The sequence below is a fragment of the Microcoleus sp. Pol8_D6 genome (assembly GCF_036700965.1).
GTDB lineage: Bacteria > Cyanobacteriota > Cyanobacteriia > Cyanobacteriales > Microcoleaceae > Microcoleus.
This window is the reverse complement of sequence record NZ_JAUBPW010000008.1, coordinates 75610-99031: the sequence shown is the minus strand read 5'-3', so window position 1 is coordinate 99031 and position 23422 is coordinate 75610. Positions and strand designations below refer to the sequence as shown.

At 46.0% G+C, this 23422-nt stretch carries 18 protein-coding genes and 1 pseudogene; 13 read left to right on the top strand and 6 right to left on the bottom strand.

Annotated features, from left to right (window positions below):
• Positions 1-319 precede the first annotated feature (319 nt).
• Positions 320-1342, top strand: coding sequence for a tetratricopeptide repeat protein (locus tag QUA10_RS05590; protein ID WP_333082473.1), 1023 nt, complete (start codon positions 320-322; stop codon positions 1340-1342).
• A gap of 93 nt (positions 1343-1435) precedes the next feature.
• Here the strand turns inward: QUA10_RS05590 and QUA10_RS05585 are convergent, their stop codons facing one another.
• The 3 genes from QUA10_RS05585 to QUA10_RS05575 all read right to left on the bottom strand — a co-directional run bounded on the left by QUA10_RS05585 (position 1436) and on the right by QUA10_RS05575 (position 4327).
• A complete protein-coding gene (locus QUA10_RS05585) occupies positions 1436-2182 on the bottom strand; it encodes a hypothetical protein (RefSeq protein ID WP_333082474.1) in 747 nt (248 codons plus the stop codon).
• 575 nt (positions 2183-2757) lie between these two features.
• Entirely contained in the window at positions 2758-3480 is a 723-nt protein-coding gene (locus tag QUA10_RS05580; protein ID WP_333082475.1) for a pyridoxine 5'-phosphate synthase, read from the bottom strand.
• A gap of 61 nt (positions 3481-3541) precedes the next feature.
• The gene (locus QUA10_RS05575) at positions 3542-4327 is read right to left on the bottom strand and encodes a nucleotidyltransferase domain-containing protein (RefSeq protein ID WP_333082476.1); all 786 of its coding nucleotides are present in this window, start codon (positions 4325-4327) and stop codon (positions 3542-3544) included.
• Positions 4328-4598: 271 nt separating this feature from the next.
• Here QUA10_RS05575 and QUA10_RS05570 point away from each other — a divergent pair, with 271 nt between their 5' ends.
• The 5 genes from QUA10_RS05570 (at position 4599) to QUA10_RS05550 (ending at position 11316) form a co-directional block, all read left to right on the top strand.
• Positions 4599-5459 (top strand): Tab2/Atab2 family RNA-binding protein, encoded by an 861-nt coding sequence (locus tag QUA10_RS05570; RefSeq protein ID WP_333082477.1) that lies wholly within the window; start codon positions 4599-4601, stop codon positions 5457-5459.
• A gap of 310 nt (positions 5460-5769) precedes the next feature.
• Positions 5770-7065 (top strand): TldD/PmbA family protein, encoded by a 1296-nt coding sequence (locus tag QUA10_RS05565; protein ID WP_333082536.1) that lies wholly within the window; start codon positions 5770-5772, stop codon positions 7063-7065.
• Between the two features lie 114 nt (positions 7066-7179).
• Positions 7180-8136: a GDSL-type esterase/lipase family protein gene (locus tag QUA10_RS05560; protein WP_333082478.1), complete on the top strand. Its 957-nt coding sequence runs from the start codon at positions 7180-7182 to the stop codon at positions 8134-8136.
• Between the two features lie 14 nt (positions 8137-8150).
• Complete coding sequence (locus QUA10_RS05555) at positions 8151-8333, top strand: hypothetical protein (protein WP_333082479.1); 183 nt, start codon at positions 8151-8153, stop codon at positions 8331-8333.
• 169 nt (positions 8334-8502) lie between these two features.
• Positions 8503-11316, top strand: a complete 2814-nt coding sequence (locus QUA10_RS05550) for a chloride channel protein (protein ID WP_333082480.1) — start codon at positions 8503-8505, stop codon at positions 11314-11316.
• A 77-nt stretch (positions 11317-11393) separates the two neighbouring features.
• Here the strand turns inward: QUA10_RS05550 and QUA10_RS05545 are convergent, their stop codons facing one another.
• Positions 11394-12905 carry an FAD-dependent oxidoreductase gene (locus QUA10_RS05545; RefSeq protein WP_333082481.1) on the bottom strand — a complete coding sequence of 504 codons (1512 nt, stop codon included), beginning with the start codon at positions 12903-12905 and terminating at the stop codon, positions 11394-11396.
• Positions 12906-13096: 191 nt separating this feature from the next.
• Here QUA10_RS05545 and QUA10_RS05540 point away from each other — a divergent pair, with 191 nt between their 5' ends.
• The 5 genes from QUA10_RS05540 (at position 13097) to QUA10_RS05520 (ending at position 18626) form a co-directional block, all read left to right on the top strand.
• On the top strand, positions 13097-14311 hold the full coding sequence (locus tag QUA10_RS05540; protein WP_333082482.1) for a transposase: 1215 nt from the start codon (positions 13097-13099) through the stop codon (positions 14309-14311).
• 85 nt (positions 14312-14396) lie between these two features.
• A complete protein-coding gene (locus tag QUA10_RS05535; protein ID WP_333082484.1) occupies positions 14397-15242 on the top strand; it encodes an ABC transporter permease in 846 nt (281 codons plus the stop codon).
• A 111-nt stretch (positions 15243-15353) separates the two neighbouring features.
• A complete protein-coding gene (locus tag QUA10_RS05530; protein ID WP_333082485.1) occupies positions 15354-16205 on the top strand; it encodes an ABC transporter permease in 852 nt (283 codons plus the stop codon).
• Between the two features lie 51 nt (positions 16206-16256).
• The gene (locus QUA10_RS05525; protein WP_333082486.1) at positions 16257-17318 is read left to right on the top strand and encodes a spermidine/putrescine ABC transporter substrate-binding protein; all 1062 of its coding nucleotides are present in this window, start codon (positions 16257-16259) and stop codon (positions 17316-17318) included.
• 219 nt (positions 17319-17537) lie between these two features.
• The gene (locus QUA10_RS05520) at positions 17538-18626 is read left to right on the top strand and encodes an ABC transporter ATP-binding protein (protein ID WP_333082537.1); all 1089 of its coding nucleotides are present in this window, start codon (positions 17538-17540) and stop codon (positions 18624-18626) included.
• 246 nt (positions 18627-18872) lie between these two features.
• Here the strand turns inward: QUA10_RS05520 and QUA10_RS05515 are convergent, their stop codons facing one another.
• Complete coding sequence (locus tag QUA10_RS05515) at positions 18873-20960, bottom strand: thioredoxin domain-containing protein (protein WP_333082487.1); 2088 nt, start codon at positions 20958-20960, stop codon at positions 18873-18875.
• Between the two features lie 127 nt (positions 20961-21087).
• On the opposite strand from QUA10_RS05515, the gene QUA10_RS05510 reads away from it, so the two are divergent.
• Both QUA10_RS05510 and QUA10_RS29060 read left to right on the top strand, forming a co-directional pair.
• Positions 21088-22662 carry an outer membrane protein assembly factor BamB family protein gene (locus tag QUA10_RS05510; protein ID WP_333082489.1) on the top strand — a complete coding sequence of 525 codons (1575 nt, stop codon included), beginning with the start codon at positions 21088-21090 and terminating at the stop codon, positions 22660-22662.
• A gap of 189 nt (positions 22663-22851) precedes the next feature.
• Complete coding sequence (locus QUA10_RS29060; RefSeq protein WP_445243571.1) at positions 22852-22983, top strand: hypothetical protein; 132 nt, start codon at positions 22852-22854, stop codon at positions 22981-22983.
• Here QUA10_RS29060 and QUA10_RS05505 read toward each other — a convergent pair.
• Positions 22920-23120 (bottom strand): annotated as a pseudogene (locus QUA10_RS05505) (DUF255 domain-containing protein); the annotation flags it as partial. The gene QUA10_RS29060 and the pseudogene QUA10_RS05505 sit on opposite strands and share 64 nt — an antisense overlap.
• Positions 23121-23422: the final 302 nt, after the last annotated feature.

Sequence of the window (23422 nt, the reverse complement as noted above, 5' to 3'; positions counted from 1 at the left end):
GAGATTTGCAGTTGGACTTTGGGCGCTCTAGCACTCTTTGTGTGACTGCAAACCTAATTTGGGATGCGGTAATAGTGGGGTGATTCAGCAGGCTGATTAGAGATTCGCAGTCGCTTCAATAAGCGATGAGTGCGGTTAGCTAAAAGAGATTTTTACGAGAGAAAAATAGTTAGTTTCGACAGCAAATTGTTGAGGTTGTTACTGTTCCTGTGTACGGGCAATCGCTATGTATCAAATGTTTCAGATTTTTAGTGGAATTACAGTTTTATTCCAGGTATGGTTTCATGTAGAATCATCCCTAAGATAGATACAAAATATTATGAACTTAATCCAAAACTTGGAAGCGGCTTGGTATTACCATCTGGGTTCGCGCCACCTCGAAGCTAACGATGATCATGGTGCTCTGGCGAACTTTAACAGAGCTTTGAAGTTGCAATCAGATCATTATAAGGCTTGGTTCGGCCGAGGTATGGCTTTGGGGAATTTAGAACGGCACTTAGAGGCGCTGAAGAGTTTTGATGAAGCCTTGGCGGTGCAGCCGAATGCGAGCTTTGGCTGGCACAACCGGGCTATTGCTTTAGGAAAGTTGGGCGAGTGGTTGGAGGCTCTTAATAGTTTTGACCGGGCTCTGGAGTTCAGTCCGTGCGCGGCGAGTATTTGGCACAACCGAGGACTGACGCTGATCGATATGGGGCTTTACGAGAAGGCGGTTCTGAGTTTTGATCGCTGTTTAAATTTGTACCCGGAGGCTGCTTGGGCGTGGTACAACCGAGGTAATGCCCTATTGGAACTCAAGCTTTACTATCAGGCACTCAACAGTTTTGAGCGGGCGATCGAGTTTAAGCCTGACGATGCGAAGGCTTGGTACAATCGCGGTATAGCTGCGAACTCTATGGGACTTTACAAACAAGCAGTGGCTAGTTTTAGCCGATCGATCGCTCTACAACCGGGCAGAGCCGAGGCTGTGGGCGAACGGAGAGTAGCTTTGGAGAAATTAGTAGGTTTAAATCAGAGAAATGGTAAGTTTACTCCCACTTCTGAGCGTCCCTTTGAGGATTATTTGATCTGGTACAACCGGGGTGTGGAATTGGCGCGAAAAGGCTGCTACTCTGAGGCGATTGCTTGCTACGAAACAGTTTTAGAAATAAATCCTGATTTTGCTAACGCTTTTTACAATAAAGCTTGCTGTTATGCTCTACTGGGATTTGCTGATTTAGCCCTTGACAATTTGCAGCGGGCTATGGAGTTGATCCCTAATTTATACCGAGAGCTAGCTTTAGCTGACTCTGATTTAAGCTGCATTTGGAAACAAGAACGTTTTGAAGCGCTGATCCAAGGTTGATTTTACGCAAAAAAACAGCTCGCCCGATTGGGGAGCTGTTTTTTTTGGCGGGCGCAAATTCGATCGCCCTCAAGAGTATTTCTGCAATCTTTGCTATTGCACAGAAACTCGGATTGAGGGCTTGACCGGCCTCTTGGCAACTACGATTACCCGGTAAGTGCCGGACTCGGGGAGTTGAGCAAATGTTTGACCTTCGCCTTGATCCAGGAGTTGTCCCGACGGAGATTCGATCGCCAGATCTAGATTTTTGGTGCTAGCTGTGACTCTAATTGTCTGTCCCTGCTTGCCTTGAACGGTGATAGGCTGGATTTGGTAGCCGGACATTTTGAGTTTGACTGTGGCTTGTTTTTCCTTGAATGCTATGGGAATTGCGCGATCGGGCCTATAAGTCCACTTGGCGTTAAAGTCGCGTCCCAGGACGAAGCTGGTGGTTTCACCTTTGGGGGTAACTCGCACGCGGTAGATACCTGACTCTGGCAACTGGCCAATCCACTGATTGTCTGCTTTTTCAATAACCCCCATATTTTCACCATTGGGACTGTACAGTTCGGCTGTCAGTTGTCCCGCCCACAAGGAGAGAGTGAGTTCTCGCCCTTTGATGCCTTCAAAAATATAGGTGGTGGGTTGGTTGATGGTTTCTCGGATCTCCGAGGTTGACATTCGCTTGATTGGTTCGAGGTTTGAAACTGATTCAGAGGTAACGGATTTGTTAAGGGTTTCTGTAATTTCCGAGGCAGCCATCAGCTCGCTCGGCGCAATTTTGGGGGCTACTGGGCTGGCAAATACTGATTTTGCCGTCATCATGAGTAGCATTCCAGTCAGTAAAATTAGTTTTTTCATGTCGCACTTCTGAGGGGGGGTAAGGAGTTGTATATGGTTACTTGTGTTTGCCTGTTTTCACCGGATTAAATCTGGCGATCGCACAGAGGCTACAGCAGCATAGAGGATACACGTAAATATCCCGTACTTGCACAAAACCTGATGATAGCAGATTGGCAGTGCGGGACCTAAGTAGTAGGCTCTGTTTTTCCGGACATTTCAATCATACTACCTACGCATAATATCATCAGAGAATATTAGTAATTGGGTCGAGGAAAATTAAAGCTGTTTCCCAGGATCTTGTTAAAAAAATGCCCACACCCAAAAAACGCGGTGTTTTGGATTCTGGCTCTGCCTTACTACTAGACAACTGCTAGACCCCCACGGGGTTACAGCCCCTCGTATTACTTCGTTTTTGACAATCGCCTAATTATGTAGGGCGCTGCAAACCGCACCTTACCATATTTGTAGCACGTCCAACCCGGGTTTTCGTAAGTTTTGATCCTGTATTTTCCTAGGGCAGATTTAGTCAGAGTCTCTGATACAAACGGGTTTATCACTGCCAAATCTGCCCTACCAGACAAGGTTAATTTGTATTACGAACCTGCCAGAATTTTTAGGTAAGCTTCTACTGTTTTGGACAACCCCATTTCTAGCGCTTCCGCAATTAAAGCATGACCAATTGATACTTCGAGTATATCAGGAATTGAGCAAAATTTAGCTAAGTTTTGCAAATTTAAATCATGTCCGGCATTCACTCCCAAACCTGCTGATTGAGCGGCTTGAGCTGCTAAGACATATTGTTGAAAAACAAATTCTACTCTACCTTCGCGAAAAGCAGTTGCGTAGGGTTCCGTGTACAGTTCTACTCGGTCTGCTCCAACTTCTTTTGCTAGCGGCATGAGAGCAGCATCTGCCTCCATAAACAAGCTGACTCTGATACCATTGTCTTTTAATTTTTCAATGATTGGTAAGAGCCGATCGCGATTTTCGGGAATATTCCAACCGCTATCCGATGTTAGCACGTCTGGAGCGTCTGGGACTAAGGTACACTGAGCCGGTTTTACGTCGCAAACTATATCCATAAATGGCGGCTGAAACGGATTTCCTTCGATGTTGAACTCAACGGTTAGCATTTTAGCTAATTCGTAAACATCCGCAGCTTTGATGTGCCTTTCGTCGGGGCGGGGATGGACTGTAACGCCGTGGGCTCCGGCGGCAATTACTGTTTTTGCGGCTTCAGTAACGCTGGGGATGCCGATGTTTCGAGAGTTTCTGAGGAGGGCGATTCTGTTGATGTTGACGCTGAGTTTTGTCACGGGATGTTACTCTTTAAGGTTGATGCTACTATATTATCGCTTTCGGTACGAAACCTTGAGCCTATTGCGGTAGTGTTAGGGTGTTATCAAAGTAAAAATTAGCTTCTGCAAGCGGTAAACTTTCTGCAAATAAAGCCTCAGCTATTTGCTGTTTTGCTGCCAAATCTTCAAGGTGGGCGATGCAGAAAAGGGGTGCAACGCGATCGACTATTTCTGGCGGAAAGTCTCGGCTGAAATATTTTAGTTCAAAATCGTATCTGTGGGGACGGTAAATCATGCCCAACAGTTCGACTAAGGGTAGAAGCGTCCAATTGTGATAGTTGCCGATCGCATCTACTAAATGTCCGCGATAAATCTCTTTTTTAACCAGAGGTTGCAGCAAATCAAAACGGATTTTTAGGTCGTTGAATCTCGACTGCATTGTAGATAAATGTTTGCTTATATCGACAGGATGCGGTACAATTAGATTAACTTTGTCGAAGGCAATCGGCACTTTTCCGTGTCTCTCTATTTCCAGGAAATCGTTGCGGCTGCTGCGCCGGAAAACGGCGAAATCAATTAGCAAAAACGGCGGGGTTTCTTTGAGCCGCCAGAAGCACTGCGATTGACCGTGCCAAGCGGGTTCGGGAACTCGATATTTGAGTTCGATTTCGGCAATTTCTGCGAGGGATTTTTCAACAATATCAAAGGTTTGTTCCACCCAGTTATCTTCAACCACAACCGCAATATCGAGGTCTGACCACTCGTCGGTGTATCCGTGGGCTGCTGAACCTCCTTGCCACAAAGCGCGAACAAAATCTAAAGGTTCTAAGGTGGAAACAATCTTTTCGAGAATGATTTGTCTCATGGAATCAAGCTATACTGTTTGTTTTCCCTGGGTTGCACAAGTTTAACAAACGATCGCGTGTTGAGATTGCTCCGCGACAGTTGTCCGAGGAGTTGCTAATGCTTCCGGTTGTGCACTGCTGCCAAAAATTACACGGGAAGCTGCAAGGGAAAGTGGCAATATGAGGGAAAGTGCGATCGCCCGCGATTGAAAATCAGCCTTAAATTGTCAGAATCAGAAACTTGCCCGCTGTCCGGTAACATGATAAAGGATTAATTTTAAACAGCGCGGCATGGCTACTATTTGGGAACTCGACTTTTACAGCCGTCCAATCATAGACGAGCGAGAGAAAAAAAAATGGGAAGTGTTGATCTGCGAAAGCCCGCTGAATGTAGGCGACAAGGCCGAATCTCTGTTTCGCTACTCGCAATTCTGCTCCAGTTCTACCGTAAATTCCCTGTGGCTGGCGGGTGCTATTAAAGATGCGATCGCCGCAGCACCGAAACGCCCCGAAAAAATCCGCTTTTTCCGCCGCCAAATGGCGAACATGATTACTAAAGCCTGCGATGACTTGGACATTCCCGCCGCCTGCAGCCGCCGCACCCTGGCCCTTAGCCTGTGGCTGGAAGAACGGATGCAAGACGTTTATCCCGCCGAACCGGGCTATCAACCGGTCGTGAACCCGAGCGTTCAATTTGTACCAGAAACGCCCGTTGCGCTGCCGGATGCTTTAATCGGGGAAAAATGGGCGTTTGTGAGTTTGCCGATCGCAGCTTTTGACGAAATGTCCGAGTGGGATATCGGATTTGGCGAAGCTTTCGGACTGCCGATGACACGCCTCGCCCCAGAAACGCAAATTCCGGGACTAATTATCTACTCGTCGAGAGCCACAGCCCTGGCAGGTTGGATGTCGGGATTGGAGTTGGCTTTCCTAAAATTTGAGAGCGGCCCACCTGCTAGGCTGGTATTAGATACGGGAGCTAACGATCGCTGGATTTTAGCTAATCTCAGAGACGCAGCAACTGAGAGAGAAGCGAAAGGATTTGAAGCAGCTAAAAACCAAGCAAAAAAAGTACATTTTTTAGCAATTCAGTCGAATCCCGAATCGGAATCTTTTGCAGGATTTTGGCTGCTGCACGAACTAACTATTTAGTCATCAGTCAGTTGTTAGTTGTTAGTAGTCAGTTGTTAGTAGCAGTTAATAATCTACCGTTAGTTAGTCTAGAGTTAACAGCTAGATTGACTAATAACGAATAACTCATATAGCGGTTCTCAATAATTGAGGTATGCTTTTCAGTCCAAGACCCGCGAGGCCTATGCTCTACGAGCATCTCATGTTACTGAGAAAGGCTATAACTAATAACTACTGACTAATGCCAACTGCCAACTGCCAACTAACAACTGACAACTGCCAACTGACAACTGCCAACTGCCAACTGACTAATTACCAACCACCGACAACAATGACCAATCACCAATCAGCAGAACAACTGTTAGAACTAGCCACCAAAGCAGGTGCAGAAGCTGCTGAGGTATTGGAATCGCAATCGCTCTCACGGCCGGTCTTTTTTGAAGCAAACCGCCTCAAACAGCTAGAAACTGCCCAAGCAGAAGGCATTGCACTGCGGCTGTGGCGGGATGGGCGGCCGGGTTTGGCTGTGGCCTACGGGCCAGTGGAACTGCAAATTTTGGTGGACAGGGCGATCGCGCTTTCGCAACTTAACGAACCGGAAACCATCGAACTCGGCACCGGTGAGAAAGTTGTTTATCCTGATCGCGGAGTGTCGGTGCCTGCCGAACAGCTAGTAAACTGGGGCAAAGAGGCGATCGCGATCGTCCGCGAAGCTTATCCCGAAAGCCTCTGCACCGCCGAACTCGACTGCGAAATCGAAAGCACCCGCTTGGTGAACACCAGAGGCTTGGATTCCAGTCACACCGACACCACCCTCAGCGGTTACTTGTCAGCAGAATTAGTGCGGGGAGAAGATTTCCTCAACATTTGGGAAGGCGAAACCGAACGTGGCACCCTCGACTTAAACACGAGCGCCAAGCGGGTTTTGCAGCGTTTAGAATGGGCAAAAGAGAATGTTGCTCCCGCCACGGGCCGCGTGCCGGTGCTATTTACAGCCAAAGCAGCCGATTTGCTGTGGGGGACTGTGTGTGCGGCGTTGAACGGCAAACAGGTACTCGAAGGCGCTTCGCCTTGGAACGATCGATTAGGCCAACAAGTGACATCGCCGCTTGTCACCCTCTCGCAGCAGCCGGATATCGGGCCCTATAGCTGTCCCTTTGACGACGAAGGCACTCCCACTCGGGCGATCGTCTTTATCAACAGCGGAGTGTTGCAGCTATTTTATACCGATCGCACCACCGGTCGAGCCTTGGGCAGTGGCACCACCGGCAACGGATTTCGGCCGGGTTTGGGCAGCTATCCGACGCCGAGTTTGTTCAATATTTTGATTAAGCCAGGTTCGCTTTCGCTAATCGATTTAATCGCTAAATTAGACGACGGAATTGTAGTCGATCAAATGCTTGGTGGCAGTGCTGGAATTTCCGGCGATTTTTCAATTAATGTCGATCTCGGCTACCGAGTCAAAAAAGGTCAAATAGTCGGCAGAATCAAAGACACAATGGTAGCTGGCAATGTCTACAACGTCCTTAAACAATTGGTAGAATTGGGAGGAGACTCCGAGTGGAACGGTTCTTGCCAAACACCGTCTCTCATTGTAGAGGGATTGTCCGTCATCGGCAAGAATTAAAGTCAGTTGGCAGTTGTCTGTTGTCATCAATCATCAATCATCAGTAAACAGCCAACAGTCAACAGTCAACAGTCAACAGCCAACAGTCAACAGTCAACAATTCCCACACATAATATGCGTATTTGTTTTATCGGCGATTCTTTTGTAAACGGTACTTGCGATCCCAAATGTCTCGGTTGGACAGGACGGATTTGCGCGGCCGCTTGCGGACAAGGACACGATATTACCTACTACAATTTAGGAATAAGGGGAGAAACCAGTGCCGATATAGAAACTCGTTGGTTCAACGAAGTTTCTCGCCGCTTACCTCACTACGGCGATGGCAGAATAGTATTTTCTTTTGGCGTCAACGACACTTACCGAGAAAACGAAACAAATCGCATAGAAGTTGAAAAATCAATTGAAAATGCTCGCTGTATTCTCACATCAGCCCAAGAAATATTTCCAGTATTAATGGTAGGGCCACCGCCAGTTATCGATAGCGATCGCACAAGCCGGATTGCCAACTTATCCGAACAGTTTGCCCAAGTTTGCAACGAGTTAAATGTGCCTTATTTAGATGTTTGCACCCCGCTGCAAAACTCGGAAATTTGGCATAAAGAACTTACCGAAAATGACGTTTCCCATCCCCGCGCCGCCGGTTACGCTGAATTGGCGAAAATAGTTCACAATTGGGACGGTTGGAAAGCTTGGTTTAAAAATATCAATATATCAGATCAAGAGACAGTAACGCTGTTCCGAGCCGTCGGCAAAAAAGAAATGGAACTGATTAAAGAAAGCGATTTTCTGGCATTTCCGCCACGCTTATCCTTTCAGCCTACTTTTTATCCCGTACTTCACAAAGCCTATGCCATACAAATCGCGAGAGATTGGAATACAAGAGATGCAGCATCGGGATATTTCGGCTATGTCACTCGCTTTCGGGTGGCGACAGAATTCTTAAAAAAATATCCAGTTCAAAATGTGGGCAGTTCGATTCACCAAGAATATTGGATTCCTGCCGAAGAATTGGCTCAATTTAATCAAAACATTGTGGGCAAAATTGAGATTTTTGCGGAATATCAACCCTAAACTCGGAGCTAACTATGCTTGAATTTAATCAATTTTCAGTAGTGAGTTTTGACTGCTACGGCACTCTGAGAGATGGGGAAAGGGGAATACTGCTAGTCTTGAGACAATTGCTGTCAAGTCACGAGATATATTTTGGTAAATCGCAGACAGGAAAAAACAGGATTTTGCGCGACACTGCCGGCCAGCGGCCAGCCTGATTTAGAAGTGCCGGATTTAAAAACACTGGTGGAGGCTATAAGGTAAAAAAATCGCAGATTGATATCAAATCCGGTAGCATCGGAATTACAAGAGATTTTAGGTAAGTATCGAAGGATTTTTCGCTAAATTGCGATCGAGCAGACAATTCTCAGGTCATCTACGCTATTTATGCCGTACATAACTATCCCTAAACAATTTAGGGAACCTTCCAGGGTCATCAAATCTCAACTTTTTTTACGGCCGAAACGCCTAGCCATTTTTGAAGCTTGTCTGATAGGTTTAATTTCAGGGCTGGCTGGGGTTTTGCTCAAATCAGGAGTTGGATGGCTTGGCAGTTGGCGAGTTGCTACCTCGACATTAATTCCAGCTTGGATATTGCTTCCGGCTGTCGGTTTATTGGGCGGGTTGCTGACAGGTTTCTTGGTAGAGCGTTTTGCTCCAGAAACTGCCGGCAGTGGCATTCCTCACGTCAAAGCTGCTCTCGGCGGAGTCAATCTTTCCTTAGATTTGCGAGTAGCTGTCGCCAAACTTCTGACGACTATTTTAGCAGTTGGTTCCGGTTTAACTTTAGGAAGGCAAGGCCCGACTGTGCAAATAGGAGCATCTTTGGCCGGCTGGATAGGTCACTTGATGCCCACTTCCCCAGACTACCGCAGACAATTGATTGCTTGCGGTGCTGCCGCCGGATTGGCTGCTGGTTTCAATGCTCCCATTGCAGGAGTTTTGTTTGTAGTTGAAGAACTGCTGCACGACGTTTCGGGATTGACTTTAGGAACTGCAATTATCGCTTCATTTATCGGTGCAGTTGTTTCGCAGCTTTTGGGCGGCGATAGTTTAAGTTTGAACCTTCGCGCGTACCAAACCAGTTTTGATGCTCAGGAAATCCCCTTTTATATACTGTTAGGAGTTTTAGCGGGATTGCTGGGAGCTTTGTTCACCAAAGGGATTATTGCTAGCTTGCAATTTAACAGGCGATCGCTCAAATTAGCTTTGCCTGTGCGAATGGCTTTAGCTGGCATAATCTGCGGTTCTGTAATAGCTTTTCTTCCAGCAACTTTCCGCGATAATACGGGTTTACGGGAGTTTATGCTGACCGGTGAAGCAAGCGGGATAACGAGTTTAATTGCTTTTGTAGCTCACTTTTTTCTGACAATTATTTCCGCTGCTTCTGGAGCTCCGGGAGGATTGTTTTCCCCTGCCCTAGTTATGGGTTCTGCACTCGGTCACATGGTGGGAATTGTGCAGGCAGATTCCCTGGGTGTCGGTTTGCCGGTAACTTACGCTTTGGCGGGAATGGGAGCGTTTTTTTGCGCGGTTTCTAGAGCGCCGATTACTGCGGTAGTAATTGTGTTTGAAATTACGGCGGATTTCAAATTAGTGCTGCCTTTGATGATCTGTTCTGTAGTTGCTTATTTGGTCGCCGAAAAGGTGGACAGTGGCTCTTTGTACGATCGCCTTTTAGATTTTAACGGCATTCAACTGACAAAGGCAAAAGCTGCGAGCAATACTTTGAGCGACTTGCACGCAGATGACGTGATGCAGCGCCGAGTTGAAACTCTTTCGAGTCTACTGAATTTCGATGAAGTGATGCAGGCTTTTTCGCGATCGCACCACCGAGGATTTCCAGTAGTTGAAGATGGCAAATTAGTAGGAATTGTCAGTCAAACCGATTTGGCAAATGCCAGAGAGCGCAATTTGTCCGGCAACTCCCTGCTCAAAGAATTTATGACTGTACAGCCGATCGCAGTCAAAGCAAGCGATACTTTAAGCGAGGTATTGTACAGGCTCAACAACTACAATATCAGCCGTTTGCCAGTCGTAGAAGGTCGGCGTTTGGTGGGAATTATTACCCGCAGCGACATTATCCGAGTTGAATCCGATCGCCTCAGCGGAGAAACAACCCAGGGCCCGCATCCAGAACCTTCCTATGTTGTCTATCAAACCAGAGCTCCGCAAGTCGGAAACGGCCGCTTATTAGTGCCGCTTTCCAACCCCCAAACAGCACCTGCTTTGCTGCGGCTGGCGGCGGCGATTGCGCGCGATCGCAATTACGAATTAGAATGCCTGCAAATCATCATAGTACCGCGCAACAGTTCCCCCTCAGAAAGCGCAGTGCGGACAACCAAAAGCCGCCGCCTGCTACAACAAGCAGAGCGAATAATTCGCAATTGGAACTTGCCGGTACACACCCAAATACGGGTAGCTCACGACGTGCCTAACGCGATTTTGGAGACAATAAAGGAGCGACATATCGATTCAATTTTGATGGGCTGGCAAGGCGAATTTTCCACAAAAGGACGCATTTTTGGCGATGTGGTGGATACCGTAATTCGGCAAGCAGGCTGCGAGGTTATTTTGGTGAAGTGGAGCGAAAAACTATTAGCAACACGTAAGAAAAATGAGTTTTCCCCCATTTTTAGCGGGCGAAAATATACGTCTATTGAATGGGAATTCAATACCGAAGGAGTTGATGGTGCAGATAATCCCGCATTGGCGATATCCTCAGATTCATCAGCGACTCCAGAGACGGAACTTTCCCCGCCGAATTCAGACCTTCCAGGGCCAGAATTGGGACTGCACACGCTGATGGGTTTGCATCGCTGGTTGGTGCCTATTCGCGGCAGTTACAAGCAAGCTGCGGCTTTGCGGCTATTACCTGCTTTGGTGGCTGCGAGTGCTGTACCGGAGATTAAATTGTGTCAGGTTCATCAGCCTTCTGTTGCAGAACCCGATCGCGGAGAATTAAAGCAAGCGGCGGAGTTTATCAAGCGCCGGGTTAGCTGTTCGATAATAGCGACTTCGGTTTGCGCTAAATCGGTTTCTGATGCTTTAATTGATTTGGCTCAGAACGATCAGTGCGATGCGATCGTCCTGGGAGCAAGCCGTGAAGGGCTGCTGAAGCAGGTGATTCACGGGAATATCCCGGAAGCTGTGGCGCGCGGGTGCGACTGTACAGTCATTTTAGTGCGATCGGCTTCTTAGCTAACCATACGGCAATCCCCCTTCTTCCTGACATCCGTTAAATGCCTTACCGCATCGGTTGCCGAATTTCCTTATTCTTATGGCAGCCAAAAATCGGGAATGAAAGTTTTAGTCAAACTGCGAGTAAACTGATTAATCTTTCTCCCCATTTGAATGTGCGGTTCGTCAGCTTCCACGGGAATAATTGCCGCTTTGTTTCCGATTCCGAAACGCGAAATTACCAAATTGGCAGCCTCCAAACCAGTAACATAAGCCTTTTCCTGCGACCAAGAACCGTGGCGGGTCACAACCCAATCGCCGCTCATGAATACATTATCATAACTTGTTACCGCAGGCAACAAATATTGATAGCTGCCAGGAGCAAAATGCGTCACCGCCCGCGACAGCCGAATCGCGCTGCTGTCAATTACTTGGGCTTCCCCAAAAGCGGGGATGCAAGTGGCTAAATCCCGCTGAACTAAGGAAACAATTTCCTCATCTTTCAGGGGAATTAATTGATTTGCGTGATAAAAATCAGCTTCCACAACTGTTCCCGGTTCGTCTCGAAATTCGTCGTGCAAAGCATTCAAATCAAAAAACGTCCAGCCTGTAGTTGAACTAAATCCAAAACAGGCATTAGAAGGCAGTGGAATGTCAATTTTTCGGTCAAACCACAGGCGAACAGCTAACACGTCAACTGCACCCAAATTCATCGCGTCCCGAAACTCTTGGCGACTTTGCAAAGCTGGGCTACTGCTGATTATTTTTTGCATTCCCGTGACGCCAACTGCAAAGATAACAGCATCTGCATCGAAGGTCTCTTCGCCGCAAACAACGCCTGTTGCTCTGTTGTTGCTGTCAACTACTAAGTCAGTAACTCGCTGCTTTGTCAATACTTTTGCGCCTAGTTTTTCCAGGCGATTAACCCAGGGACAAAAGATTTTTTCTCCGACAGTTCCGCGACACCAAACTACATCAAAATCAGGTTGGTGGGCTAATATGAAATAATAAAGCATTCCCAAAGCTGCGGCGGCAGAACATTGTTCTCCGGGTGCAAATAAACCTACTAATAACATCGGTTCAAAAGCATCGCGGTACAGTCTTGCAGAAACGCCAAACTGTTTGAATAGTTCGCGGGCTGTGACGCGATCGTACCTACGCCAAGCTTCGTCGGAATTGTCGAAATCTAGGACGGCATAGAGTAAGGGCAAGGCTGAAAGCCGATCGACTAATGGCAGTCTTTTAAATCTGGTGTAAAGAAAGGTTCCTAACGGTGTCGGAAGGCGCGGTTCGTCCTGAAAAATCGGCGATTCTACTTCCAATCCGGCCGGTGAATACTGACAAGAACGAGTCCAAGGTGTGAAGGGATCGAGTCCTAATTGCTTGACTAAGGAAAAGATATTTTTGTACGGATACCAGAAGCCATGAATCCCAGCTTCTACGGAACGCCCGCCGGCGGTTTTCCACCCTGCAACTAAGCCACCCGGATAAGGGCCTGCTTCTAGCAGGGTGACATCATAGCCTTGCTGTGCTAGGTGATAGGTAGCGCCTAAACCGGCCCATCCTGCACCGACGACGACTATTTTGGGGGTTGACGATTCTGCTGACATTGCGTACCTCTTGATAATTTATTAATCATGACCGAAAAGCGAGACACAAGCCCCCGGCTTTAGACATGGGGATAAGTCGGTAGCGGTTTCAACCGCCTTGAATATTTAGCTCGTGTTCTCTTGTATTGCTGGAAAAAACGTTCAGTCGATAACTCAAGAAAAGAGTAGAATATGTCAAGGAGGTAAAGTAAGTGTTCAATCTGACCTACGAATTCAAACTTAAGCCCACAGTAGTACAAGTAACAATCTTTGAAGATTGGCTAGAACAATGCCGTCGTGTATACAACTGGGCGCTGGCAGAGCGCAAAGATTGGTTTAAATCTCGTAGTTGTCAAATTAACGCTTGCTCAATTCGCGTTGAATATATAATTCCCGCCTCTGTACCCAGACCGACCTACGCCAGTCAGTGTAAGGGTTTAACTCAAGCTAGAGCAACTATACCAGCACTGAAAGCACTTCAAGTGCACGTTGTGCAACAAACTCTTAAACGGCTTGAACGCGCATTTGTAAATATGTGGGAACAAAAACACGGATTTCCTCGCTTCAAAAAAGTTGGGAAGATGCGCTCTTTTGTATTTCCTCAGATGGGAGTAGAACCTATCAAAAATAGTGCTGTTAAACTACCTAAGATTGGCTGGGTGCAGTTTCGCCCAAGTCGCGAAATACCAAGTGATGCCATACTAAAACAAGTGCGCGTAGTTAAGCGTGTGTCTGGCTGGTATGCAATGCTAGCTTTGCAATGGGACGTTTCAATCCCCGATATCATTCCACATGGAAACCCAGTGGGGCTTGATGTTGGCTTGACTAATTTTATTGCAACTTCGGATGGGCTTCTAATTAAACGTCCAAAGTTTTTTATTGATGCAGAACGCAAGCTTAAATTACTGCAACAGAGTGTCAGTAGAAAACGCATAGGCTCAAATAATTGGAAGAAAGCTCAGAAAAAAGTGGCACTGCTGCACGAGTACGTAGCCAACTGCCGAAAAGACTGGCATCGCAAGCTATCACACAAAATCTGCAATGATGCAGGGATGGTTTTTGTCGAGAATTTGAATCTGGTCGGGTTATCGAGAGGAATCTTGGGCAAGCATTGTTTAGATGCTGGTTTTGGTCAATTCTTCAACATTCTCGAACAAACTTGTTTTAAACGTGGTGTGTACTTTCAAAAAGTAGATGCCAGAAAAACAAGTCAAATTTGTCCAAATTGCGGTACAGAAACAGGCAAAAAAGACCTATCAGAACGCACTCACAGTTGTTCAAGCTGCGGGTATATAACAGATAGAGATGTAGCCTCCGCTCAAGTAGTTTTAGTTAGAGGACTGGCAGCCGTAGGGCATACGGTGAAGATGCTTGCTGAGGGTAAATTCCTTGGAATCCCTGTGAAGCAAGAATCCCCCGGCTTCTAGCCGTGGGGAGTGTCAAATAATTCATAAAATCCGGATTTGATATAAAATGTTTTGCATTATGTGCTAAATTTCGCTTGAGTGAATAATGAGTGTCAAAAACCGCCAGCAGACTAACCTGTTGCTGCTCTTATTTCCCGCTACGGCATGGCTGATGGTTTTCTTCATTTTGCCCGTGCTAATTGTACTGTTGTACAGTTTTTTAGAACGCGGTACTTACGGCGGCGTTACTTGGATATTTACTCTCAGCAATTACCAGCGTTTGTTCAGTGGACTTTTCTTAGGAGTAATTGGGCGATCGCTATGGCTGGCTTTTCTAACAACAGCCACTTGCTTGTTAGTTGGCTATCCCCTAGCATTCTTCATTGCCACCCGTTCTCCTCGCTGGCGAAATGCTTTGCTTTTGCTGGTAATTATTCCATTTTGGACTAATTTTTTAGTGAGAACCTACGCCTGGATCATACTGCTGCGTAGCGAAGGAGTAGTTAACACAGCCTTGCAAAGCCTGCAAATTATTAGCGAACCGTTAAACTTGCTTTTTACGCCTTTCGCTGTGGCGATCGGTCTTATTTACGGCTATTTACCTTTCATGGTTCTGCCTTTATATTCTAGCATAGAACGCTTCAATTTTTTATTAGTAGAAGCCGCTCACGATTTAGGTGCAAATGATATTCGCACTTTTTGGCGCGTATTTTTACCATTAACAACTCGCGGTATTGTTGCAGGCTCTATTTTAGTTTTTGTTCCCGCTGTCGGCGCTTTCATCACACCGGATATATTAGGTGGTTCTAAAACAGTAATGGTGGGAAATTTGATTCAGAATCAGTTTATGAGAGCCCGAGATTGGCCTTTTGGTTCGGCGCTTTCTATGCTGTTGACGGTAATCATATTGATTCCGGTGTTAATTTACTTCCGCGTGTCTGACGAAACTTAAACAGGTAGATTGAGATTTACAGTTGGGTGGCGGACCGGTTTATGAGATTATTGGTCTTAGGCACAGATTGTCTGTAAAATCCGCCCCTACAGGCTAACCTATTATTGACTAATGACTAAACTAGATTTACTCGTGCGGGCGATCGGCAAAAAGTGGCTTTGGGTACAAGCTGTACTAGCATTTGCCTTTCTTTACTTGCCAATTCTCATCTTAATTATTTACTCCTTTAACGCCTCCAGATTCAATGCCGTTTGGCGCGGCTTTACCCTCGATTGGTACCGCAGTTTGTTTAGCAATGCAGGCGCGACGATTGCTACGAGTAGCAGTGCCGGAATCTGGACAGCACTCAACAATAGCTTGCTAATTGCAGCTATTTCGACTGTGCTAGCAAGCATTTTTGGTACAATGCTCGCGCTAGCACTGGAACGCTTTCATTTTCCGGGGCGCAAAGCAGTAGAAGCTTTACTGTTTTTGCCGATTATTATGCCCGAAATTACGATCGGCATTTCGCTGCTAGTTTTCTTTACCCTAGTATTTCGGATCGTAGAAAATCTCACGGGAATTCGCCTCAATCTCGGCTTACCTACCGTAATTATCGGTCATGTTGTCTTTAATATTTCCTTTGTGACTATTACTGTCAGGGCGCGTTTGGCGGAACTAGATCCTCAATTAGAACAAGCAGCTTTTGACTTAGGCGCTAACGAATGGCGGGCTTTTTGGCGAGTCACTCTCCCTCTAATTTGGCCCGCTATTTTCAGCGCGGCACTGCTGGCTTTTACTCTGTCGCTGGACGATTTTGTCGTGACATTTTTTACCACTGGCGTCGGTTCCATGACGCTACCATTATTTGTTTACGGCATGATAAAGTTCTCAGTGACGCCAGCGATTAATGCCATTTCAACTTTGATGTTGTTGGCTTCCTTATTGCTGGTTGTATCATCGTTAAAAGTTCAGAAAAGTTAAAATAATTGCTTTCTGTGTCATAATTATTTTTGTCTGCAACTAACACAACCTATGAAACGCCTGCTGACTTTCCTACTTTTGTTCGTGATGAGTGCAACAATGGCTTTCGGGTGTAGCCGCACAGGTGGCAACCAACAGCAAGTACTCAGCATTTACAATTATGCAAGTTATATCGCCCCAGAAACGATCGCCCAATTCGAGAAAGAGAACAATGTTAAAATTCAATACGACACTTTCGAGAACAGCGACGCACTATATGCCAAACTCAAACAGGGAAACCCCGGTTACGACTTAATATTTCCCGCCGATTACATGGTGAAAATCATGATCGCAGAAAATATAATTGAGCCGCTGAACTTAAACAATATTCCCAACCAAAAGAACCTAGAACCTAAGTTTATAAATCAAGCTTTTGATCCAGGAAATAAATATTCGCTGCCCTACCAGTGGGGAACCATGGGAATTGGCTACAATGTGAAAACAATCCAGGGAGAAATTAACAGTTGGGGGGTGATGTTCGACCCGAAATATACAGGAAAAGTCGCGTGGCAAGACGATGCCAGATACACATTAGCAGGAGTTTTAATGTATTTAGGATTTGACCCAAATACAACCAATCCCGAAGAGATTAACAAAGCCCGCGATTTGCTGATTAAAAGTAAAAATATCATTGCAGCTTTTGTCCCCGACACCGGGCAAAATATGCTAGATCAAGGAGAAGTAAATTTGACAATGGAATGGAGCGGTGATATTTTTCAGGTGATGACAGAAAATCCTAATCTCCGTTACGCTATTCCCAAAGAAGGAACAATCATTTTTTCTGACAATATGGCTATTCCCAAAGGTGCGCCCCAGAAAGAGTTAGCGGAGAAATTTATTAACTTTATTTTGCAGCCAGAAGTAGGCGCCCAAATTTCCAATTTTACCCACTTCGGATCGCCCAACAAAGCAGCAATTGATCAAGGTTTAATCGATCAGAAAGATTTGAATAATCCTCAAATTTACCCGCCGGCTGAGGTGTTTGGGAAAATGAAATTATTGGAGGATGTCGGGAAAGCAACTGCATTGTACGATCGAGCGTGGACGGAAGTTAAAGCAGGGGCTGGAAAGTAGATATAAAACAGGTTTCTGCCGGGGCTGGTTTACTTATTTTTTTAGCTTGTTTTGGAGTTGCACCATTCTCCCGAACAGGCAAGTGCCTGTTCCACAAAGAATAAATTTCTTGTGGAACGGGCATCTTGCCCGTTCCTAAACCAGTAATTGAGAATGGTGCAAGATATCAGTTTAACCGGACTCGAACTCAGATTTTTATTACTCACACATACTAACACAATGCACTCTGTCGAGGTTTTAGAAGTTTCCAAAATATTTAAAAGTGCCCGCAGTAAAGATTTCTTAGCTGTAGATAACATCAACCTGCAAATTTACGATCGAGAATTCTTTTCTTTACTCGGCCCTTCCGGTTGCGGCAAAACTACAACTTTGCGAATGATCGCCGGTTTTGAAATTCCCACAGCCGGCGAAATTTACATTCACGGCCAACCGATGCAAAATCGCCCGCCATTTCACCGCCCAGTAAATACGGTATTTCAAAACTATGCTTTATTTCCGCACATGACAGTAGCACAAAATATCGCTTTTGGGTTGGAAATGGAGAATTTGCCTCAGAAAACAATTCGCGATCGCGTTGCTGAAGCCTTAGCATTAGTACAGTTAACCGAGGTAGGAAAACGCTATCCCCGCCAACTGTCAGGGGGACAGCAGCAGCGAGTAGCGCTAGCAAGAGCATTAGTCAAACAGCCGTCTGTTTTGCTCTTGGATGAACCCCTAGGAGCGCTGGATTTAAAATTGCGTAAAGAGATGCAATTAGAATTAAAAAAAATGCAGCGAAAATTGGGAATTACGTTTATTTATGTAACTCACGATCAGGAGGAAGCACTAACGATGTCGGACAGAATTGCAGTGATGGATGGAGGAAAACTGCAACAAGTAGGCACGCCTGTTGATATTTATGAATATCCTAAAACGCGGTTTGTTGCTGATTTTATTGGCGACAGCAATTTTTTAAGCGGGCAAGTAGTAGAAAAGCAAAACAATCAAATAATAGTCTTGGTTGACCAGGAGTTGCCCGTGTTAGTGGCGACAGCAGAAGATATGCCCGCTGGGAAAGTTGTCACCCTGGTGCTGCGGCCAGAAAAAGCTGCTATTTTCCCGGCTAATTATGACGCTGAAAATAGCTGGCCGGGAATAGTAGAAGAGGCTATTTATATTGGCACTGACACGCGCTATACGGTGCGGTTGACTGCTAAAAGTTCGATCGCCCTTCGCCGACAAAACTTGCACAGAGATGACTTGCAGCGATACCAAGTCGGCGACAGCGTTCGAGTTGCCGTGCCGCCGGAAAGTATTTGCATTTTTTGACATCTAACTATCGCTACCGTCGTCAAGCGCCGTCTAACCAGTAAAGCTAAGGCCAAGCGACGTAACAATGGAAAACTTATGTTGAGATTTTAGAAGATTGAGGAGCCGATTGAAGATGTACTTCCTTCCCGGTAGAAGATAATCTACTTCTTCCTCCAGCTTCCTCCTTCTTCCTTCGCGTTCTAGCGCTAACGCGCCGCTTCGCTAACGCGTCTTCGCGGTTCAATAATATAGACAGTATTGGTATTAAACCCGCGTTTGACTTTGCAAAATTTCCTCCAACAGTCGCTCTTGACTTTTCGCAGGTTCCTTGCAAGTCAAACACTCGCAAACTAACCCGATAACCCCTTCAGGCAAATCAGCCTCAATCTGACAGACAGCAGTCGGATAATACTGGGAAATCAAGCCAGAAATTCGATCGCTCGACGTGCGAATCAGGGTAGAGTGCTGATACCAGTCGATCGCCGAAAGTAGACTCGGACAAGCTTGCGGAGCATCTTGTACAATACTGCTGAAAGCTTGCAAACCTTGCTCCGCGCGATCGAGATATTCCAAATTTTGCCCCAACAGTGCGAGACGAACCAAAGAGGCGATCGCAATTCCATTCGCCGCCGGAGTTGCATTGTCTATATAGCTGCGTTCCCGCACCAACAAATCTCCGCTAGCATCCTTAGCAGTATTGTAATATCCTCCCAATTCCACGCTCCACAAAAACTCATCAAACTCTTCTTGCACCTGCACAGCTTTCTCCAACCAAAACTGAGCATTCGGCAACAGTTTTGCCTTTTCCCCGTTGCCTAAAGTCAAACTCGCTTGATGCAGATCCAACAATGCTTTCACAAACAAAGCATAATCTTCCGACTGCGCCGTTACAGCAGAGTGTCCGTCATAATTCAACCGCTGAAACCGCCCATGCGTCCACTGATTATCTAAAATAAAATTAGCACTTGTCACAGCTAATTCCAGATATTCCCAATTTCCAAAAACCGCTGCCGCGCGGGCTAAACCCGAAATCATTAAGCTATTCCAAGCAGCAATCATTTTGGTGTCAGTAACTGCGGGAATTCTACCCGGCCAACTGTCGTTTTTAGCTTCTTGATTGTTGCGGGCTGGCGGAAAGGTTTTTACAGTATCGGGATTGCCACCGTAGCGAACAGCAAAGAGTTTAGCCAAAGCCGTTTCTACCGTGTCGCTCAGTTTTCCTGGGTGGCGGCGCTGCAATACATTCTGGCCTTCAAAATTGCCGCTGCGACTAACAGTAAACTGTGCTTTAATTTCCGCCAATTCCTCAGCAGTTAATAGTTGTTCCAGTTCCGCATAACTCCAGACATAAAATGCTCCTTCTTCCGGTTCAACTTCCTCAGAAGTGTTAAAGCTGTCCGCATCCTGTGCAGCATAAAAATAGCCTGTTGGCGCGGTCATTTCTCGCTTCAACCATTCTACTGTCCCCGCGATCGCAGTTTCCAAAGCCGGTTCTTGTATTCCCGCACTCCACAAATTTGCTAAATACTCAACAATTTGACCATTGTCGTAGAGCATTTTTTCAAAGTGTGGCACAGTCCAAGTCGCATCAACCGTATAGCGGTGAAATCCGCCGCCTACGTGGTCGTAAATGCCGCCCAATGCTAAATCTAATCCGCGCTGAGTGCAGACTTGTTTGCTGTCGTATTTTGATTCAAAATTAAATCGCATTCCGCGCAGTGCTAGTTCAGCATAAGGTATCATCGGAAAACTGGGGCCGGGGTTGTTGCCCGCAATAATTCCGGTGTTGAGTTCTAAGCCTTTTTGGAAGAGTTCGCGATTTAATTCGGCAGTTACTCCTGACAGCGCGGCAGACTGTTGGAGGTTGCCTAAAATCTCTGCTTTGAAGGCTTCTACTTTGCCTTTTTCTGTGTCGTAAAAGCGGCGAATTGCTTGCAAAACTTCTAAAAATCCCGGCCGTCCGTAGCGCGGTTCTACAGGAAAATAAGTGCCTCCGTAGAAGGGAACTCGCTCGTCTGGAGTCAGAAAAACGTTGAGTGGCCAACCGCCTTGACCGGTCATCATTTGCAAGGTTTGCATATAAATGCTGTCGATATCCGGGCGTTCTTCACGATCGACTTTTATCGGTATAAAATGCGAATTCATGTATTGGGCGATCGCGCGATCGGAAAATGCTTCCCCTTCCATCACCGTACACCAGTGGCAGCTAGAGTAGCCAATTGACAGGAAAATCGGTTTATTTTCGCTTCGGGCTGTTTCTAGGGCTTCGTCGCACCAGGGCCACCAGTCGATCGGATTTTCGGCGTGTTTCCGCAGGTAAAGGCTTTGGGATTGAGCAAGACGGTTGACCATAATCAAATATACTTTTACTCGTGCTGGGTAAGCTTGTCAGTCCTCTAGCAGTTTAGCGCGAGATGTTTTAGTTGAGTTGTCGCTGATAATTATGTTTTAATATTAAGGCTGATTATCTCGATCCAATATGAGCTTATCATCTCGGAGAACCTTCAATCAACAGCTCGGACAATTTTTGCTGAGTGCTGCTGTTCCTCCTGCTGTTATCAAACTGAGTCAAACTGCATCGTCGGAACAAGCTTTATTAGAAACTAATCTTAACAATTTTCTGGCCAAAGCCGACCCAGAAATAGAATTATTAGTCCCAACATTTTTAGGTAATGACAAGCGTCGGTTCTACGGCAGAGGTGTTCCGAAAAGCTTGAAGTTAATCGACAAATTTCCACTAGGAAGTGGCCGGACTTTTCTGGGAAGGCGGTCTGTAGTTTGGAGCGGTGCCGGTTGGACAGGACAGCCGACTATTACCAGAGACGGGGGAAAAACTTATTTAATTATCGGTGCTTATGACCACAATTTGCGAAAAATAGATATTGCTACCAATAAAGAAGTTTGGCGCTATAAATTTGATGATATAATCAAAGGTTCATCAACAATTTATATCGATGAAAAAGCGAGCGCTGAAAACAGAATTGTGATTTTGCAAGGCAGCCGCAGTGGCGGGGGTGGCAAAAGAGTCGTGCCGAGTTTTAGGGCAATATCTTTTAGAACTGGCAAGGAACTCTGGAAATTGGACATCAGGAGAACGCCCAGCTACAGCCGGGATAATGACAGCAGCGCTTTGGACATTGGCGGTGGCGTTTTGTTCAATGCAGGGGAAAATGCGATCGGCTATTTTCTCGATAGTTCCACAAGCAATGCAAAAATCAAACAAGGCATCAAGCAGCCAAGTATCTTGTCGGAAGTACAGCTTTATGCAGCCGGAGATATCAGCAAACACGGCGGCAACTTGGTAGCGGAGTCATCACCATCTAGGCTCAAAGATAGAATTTTTATAGCTGCTGGTTCCGGTCATATTTACGGTATTAGCATTGAAACTAAAAAGATAGTTTGGGATTTTTATACTGGTTCAGATTTGGATGGAAGTGCTGTAATTTCTAAATCAGGTAAACTGTTCTGTGCCATTGAAAAACAATACATTCAGGGCAACGGCGGAGTGCTGAAGCTAAATCCAAACAAGGAACCGAATGCCAGTGTTGAATGGTTTTTGCCGACTGGGAATCGCCGAGTTTCTAGCTGGGAAGGCGGGATAATTGGCTCTGTGGCGTTGAATGACGAGTACAATTCAGGGGAGTTTCCGGCGCTGTTTGCCACAAATGCGCTCGACGGCAATTTGTACATCGGTTCCCAAGATATGATTACAGGTAAAAAAATTGCTGTTCCTTGGCGTAACCAGTCTTACGATACTCCGGTAATAGTCTTTAAAAAAGCGATTGGTTCTTCAATTTCAACTCCGATTTTTACCGATGGCAATAAACTGATCAGTGCGGGATACAACGGTGTTTATTTGTTCAATTTGAATTGGGAACGAGCGAAGTCGGGGGATCAGAATGCTTTGAAAAATGCTAAAGGGGAGTTTTACCGTCTGAAAGTAATAGAATCGGGGAGATTTAAGCCGGGTTTGTCATTTGAGGCGACGCCTGTAGTTTGGGACGGAATTGTGAGGATTTGCGCGAGGGATGGCTGGATGTATACTTTGGGTTAGTTATTGGTATTTTGTACCTCTATCGGGAACAGGCAAGATGCCTGTTCCACAATAAGTAAAATCTTTTGTGGAACAGGCATCTTGCCTGTTCTTAAAAGGGTGTTGAAATCCGCGACCTATTCCTACCTGCGGTTTAACTGCGGTTATATGTATGAGAGAAATAATTTCGGAAATTATCGGAAACTCGTTATGGCAACTCATGAAACTCAAATCAGTCAAGTTTACGGTTCAGAGGATGCTCAAGGTATTTTACAGCTTGCGATCGCCCGATCGCAAAATGCTTCACCTGCCATCACCCTAAACCAGTGGCAGCTACAATAACGAATTGACAGAAAAATCGGTTGATTTTCCCTCCAGATCCTTTATAAGGCTTCGTCGCACCAGGCCCACCAGTCGATCGGATTTTCGGCGTGTTTTGGCAGATAAAGGGTTTGGGATTGAGCAAGACGGTTGACCACAATCAAATCCACTTGAACTCGTGCGGGTTAACCTTGTCAGTTCTCTAGCAGTTTAGCGCGAGATGTTTTAGCTGAGTTGCTGCTGATAATCCTGTTTTCATACGATCGCTGATAATTTAGATGTCAAATGAGTGCATCCTCTCGGAGAACCTTCAATCAAGGGCTGGGAAAATTTTTGCTGATTGCGGCGGTTCCTGCTGCTGTCCTCAAACAGTGCCAAACTGAATCTGGGAATTGACGGAGTGACAAAGCCACTGAAACCTTGATATTTAGAGGGTTTAGGCTCTTCAACCTCCTCAATA

Coding starts and splice junctions, on each gene's coding strand:
- QUA10_RS05520 (WP_333082537.1), top strand. CDS start 17,538: ATGCACTCTGTCGAGGTTTTAGAAGTTTCCAAAATATTTAAAAGTGCC.
- QUA10_RS05525 (WP_333082486.1), top strand. CDS start 16,257: ATGAAACGCCTGCTGACTTTCCTACTTTTGTTCGTGATGAGTGCAACA.
- QUA10_RS05535 (WP_333082484.1), top strand. CDS start 14,397: ATGAGTGTCAAAAACCGCCAGCAGACTAACCTGTTGCTGCTCTTATTT.
- QUA10_RS05560 (WP_333082478.1), top strand. CDS start 7,180: ATGCGTATTTGTTTTATCGGCGATTCTTTTGTAAACGGTACTTGCGAT.
- QUA10_RS05515 (WP_333082487.1), bottom strand. CDS start 20,960: ATGGTCAACCGTCTTGCTCAATCCCAAAGCCTTTACCTGCGGAAACAC.
- QUA10_RS29060 (WP_445243571.1), top strand. CDS start 22,852: ATGGCAACTCATGAAACTCAAATCAGTCAAGTTTACGGTTCAGAGGAT.
- QUA10_RS05555 (WP_333082479.1), top strand. CDS start 8,151: ATGCTTGAATTTAATCAATTTTCAGTAGTGAGTTTTGACTGCTACGGC.
- QUA10_RS05565 (WP_333082536.1), top strand. CDS start 5,770: ATGACCAATCACCAATCAGCAGAACAACTGTTAGAACTAGCCACCAAA.
- QUA10_RS05585 (WP_333082474.1), bottom strand. CDS start 2,182: ATGAAAAAACTAATTTTACTGACTGGAATGCTACTCATGATGACGGCA.
- QUA10_RS05550 (WP_333082480.1), top strand. CDS start 8,503: ATGCCGTACATAACTATCCCTAAACAATTTAGGGAACCTTCCAGGGTC.
- QUA10_RS05510 (WP_333082489.1), top strand. CDS start 21,088: ATGAGCTTATCATCTCGGAGAACCTTCAATCAACAGCTCGGACAATTT.
- QUA10_RS05545 (WP_333082481.1), bottom strand. CDS start 12,905: ATGTCAGCAGAATCGTCAACCCCCAAAATAGTCGTCGTCGGTGCAGGA.
- QUA10_RS05530 (WP_333082485.1), top strand. CDS start 15,354: ATGACTAAACTAGATTTACTCGTGCGGGCGATCGGCAAAAAGTGGCTT.
- QUA10_RS05590 (WP_333082473.1), top strand. CDS start 320: ATGAACTTAATCCAAAACTTGGAAGCGGCTTGGTATTACCATCTGGGT.
- QUA10_RS05575 (WP_333082476.1), bottom strand. CDS start 4,327: ATGAGACAAATCATTCTCGAAAAGATTGTTTCCACCTTAGAACCTTTA.
- QUA10_RS05570 (WP_333082477.1), top strand. CDS start 4,599: ATGGCTACTATTTGGGAACTCGACTTTTACAGCCGTCCAATCATAGAC.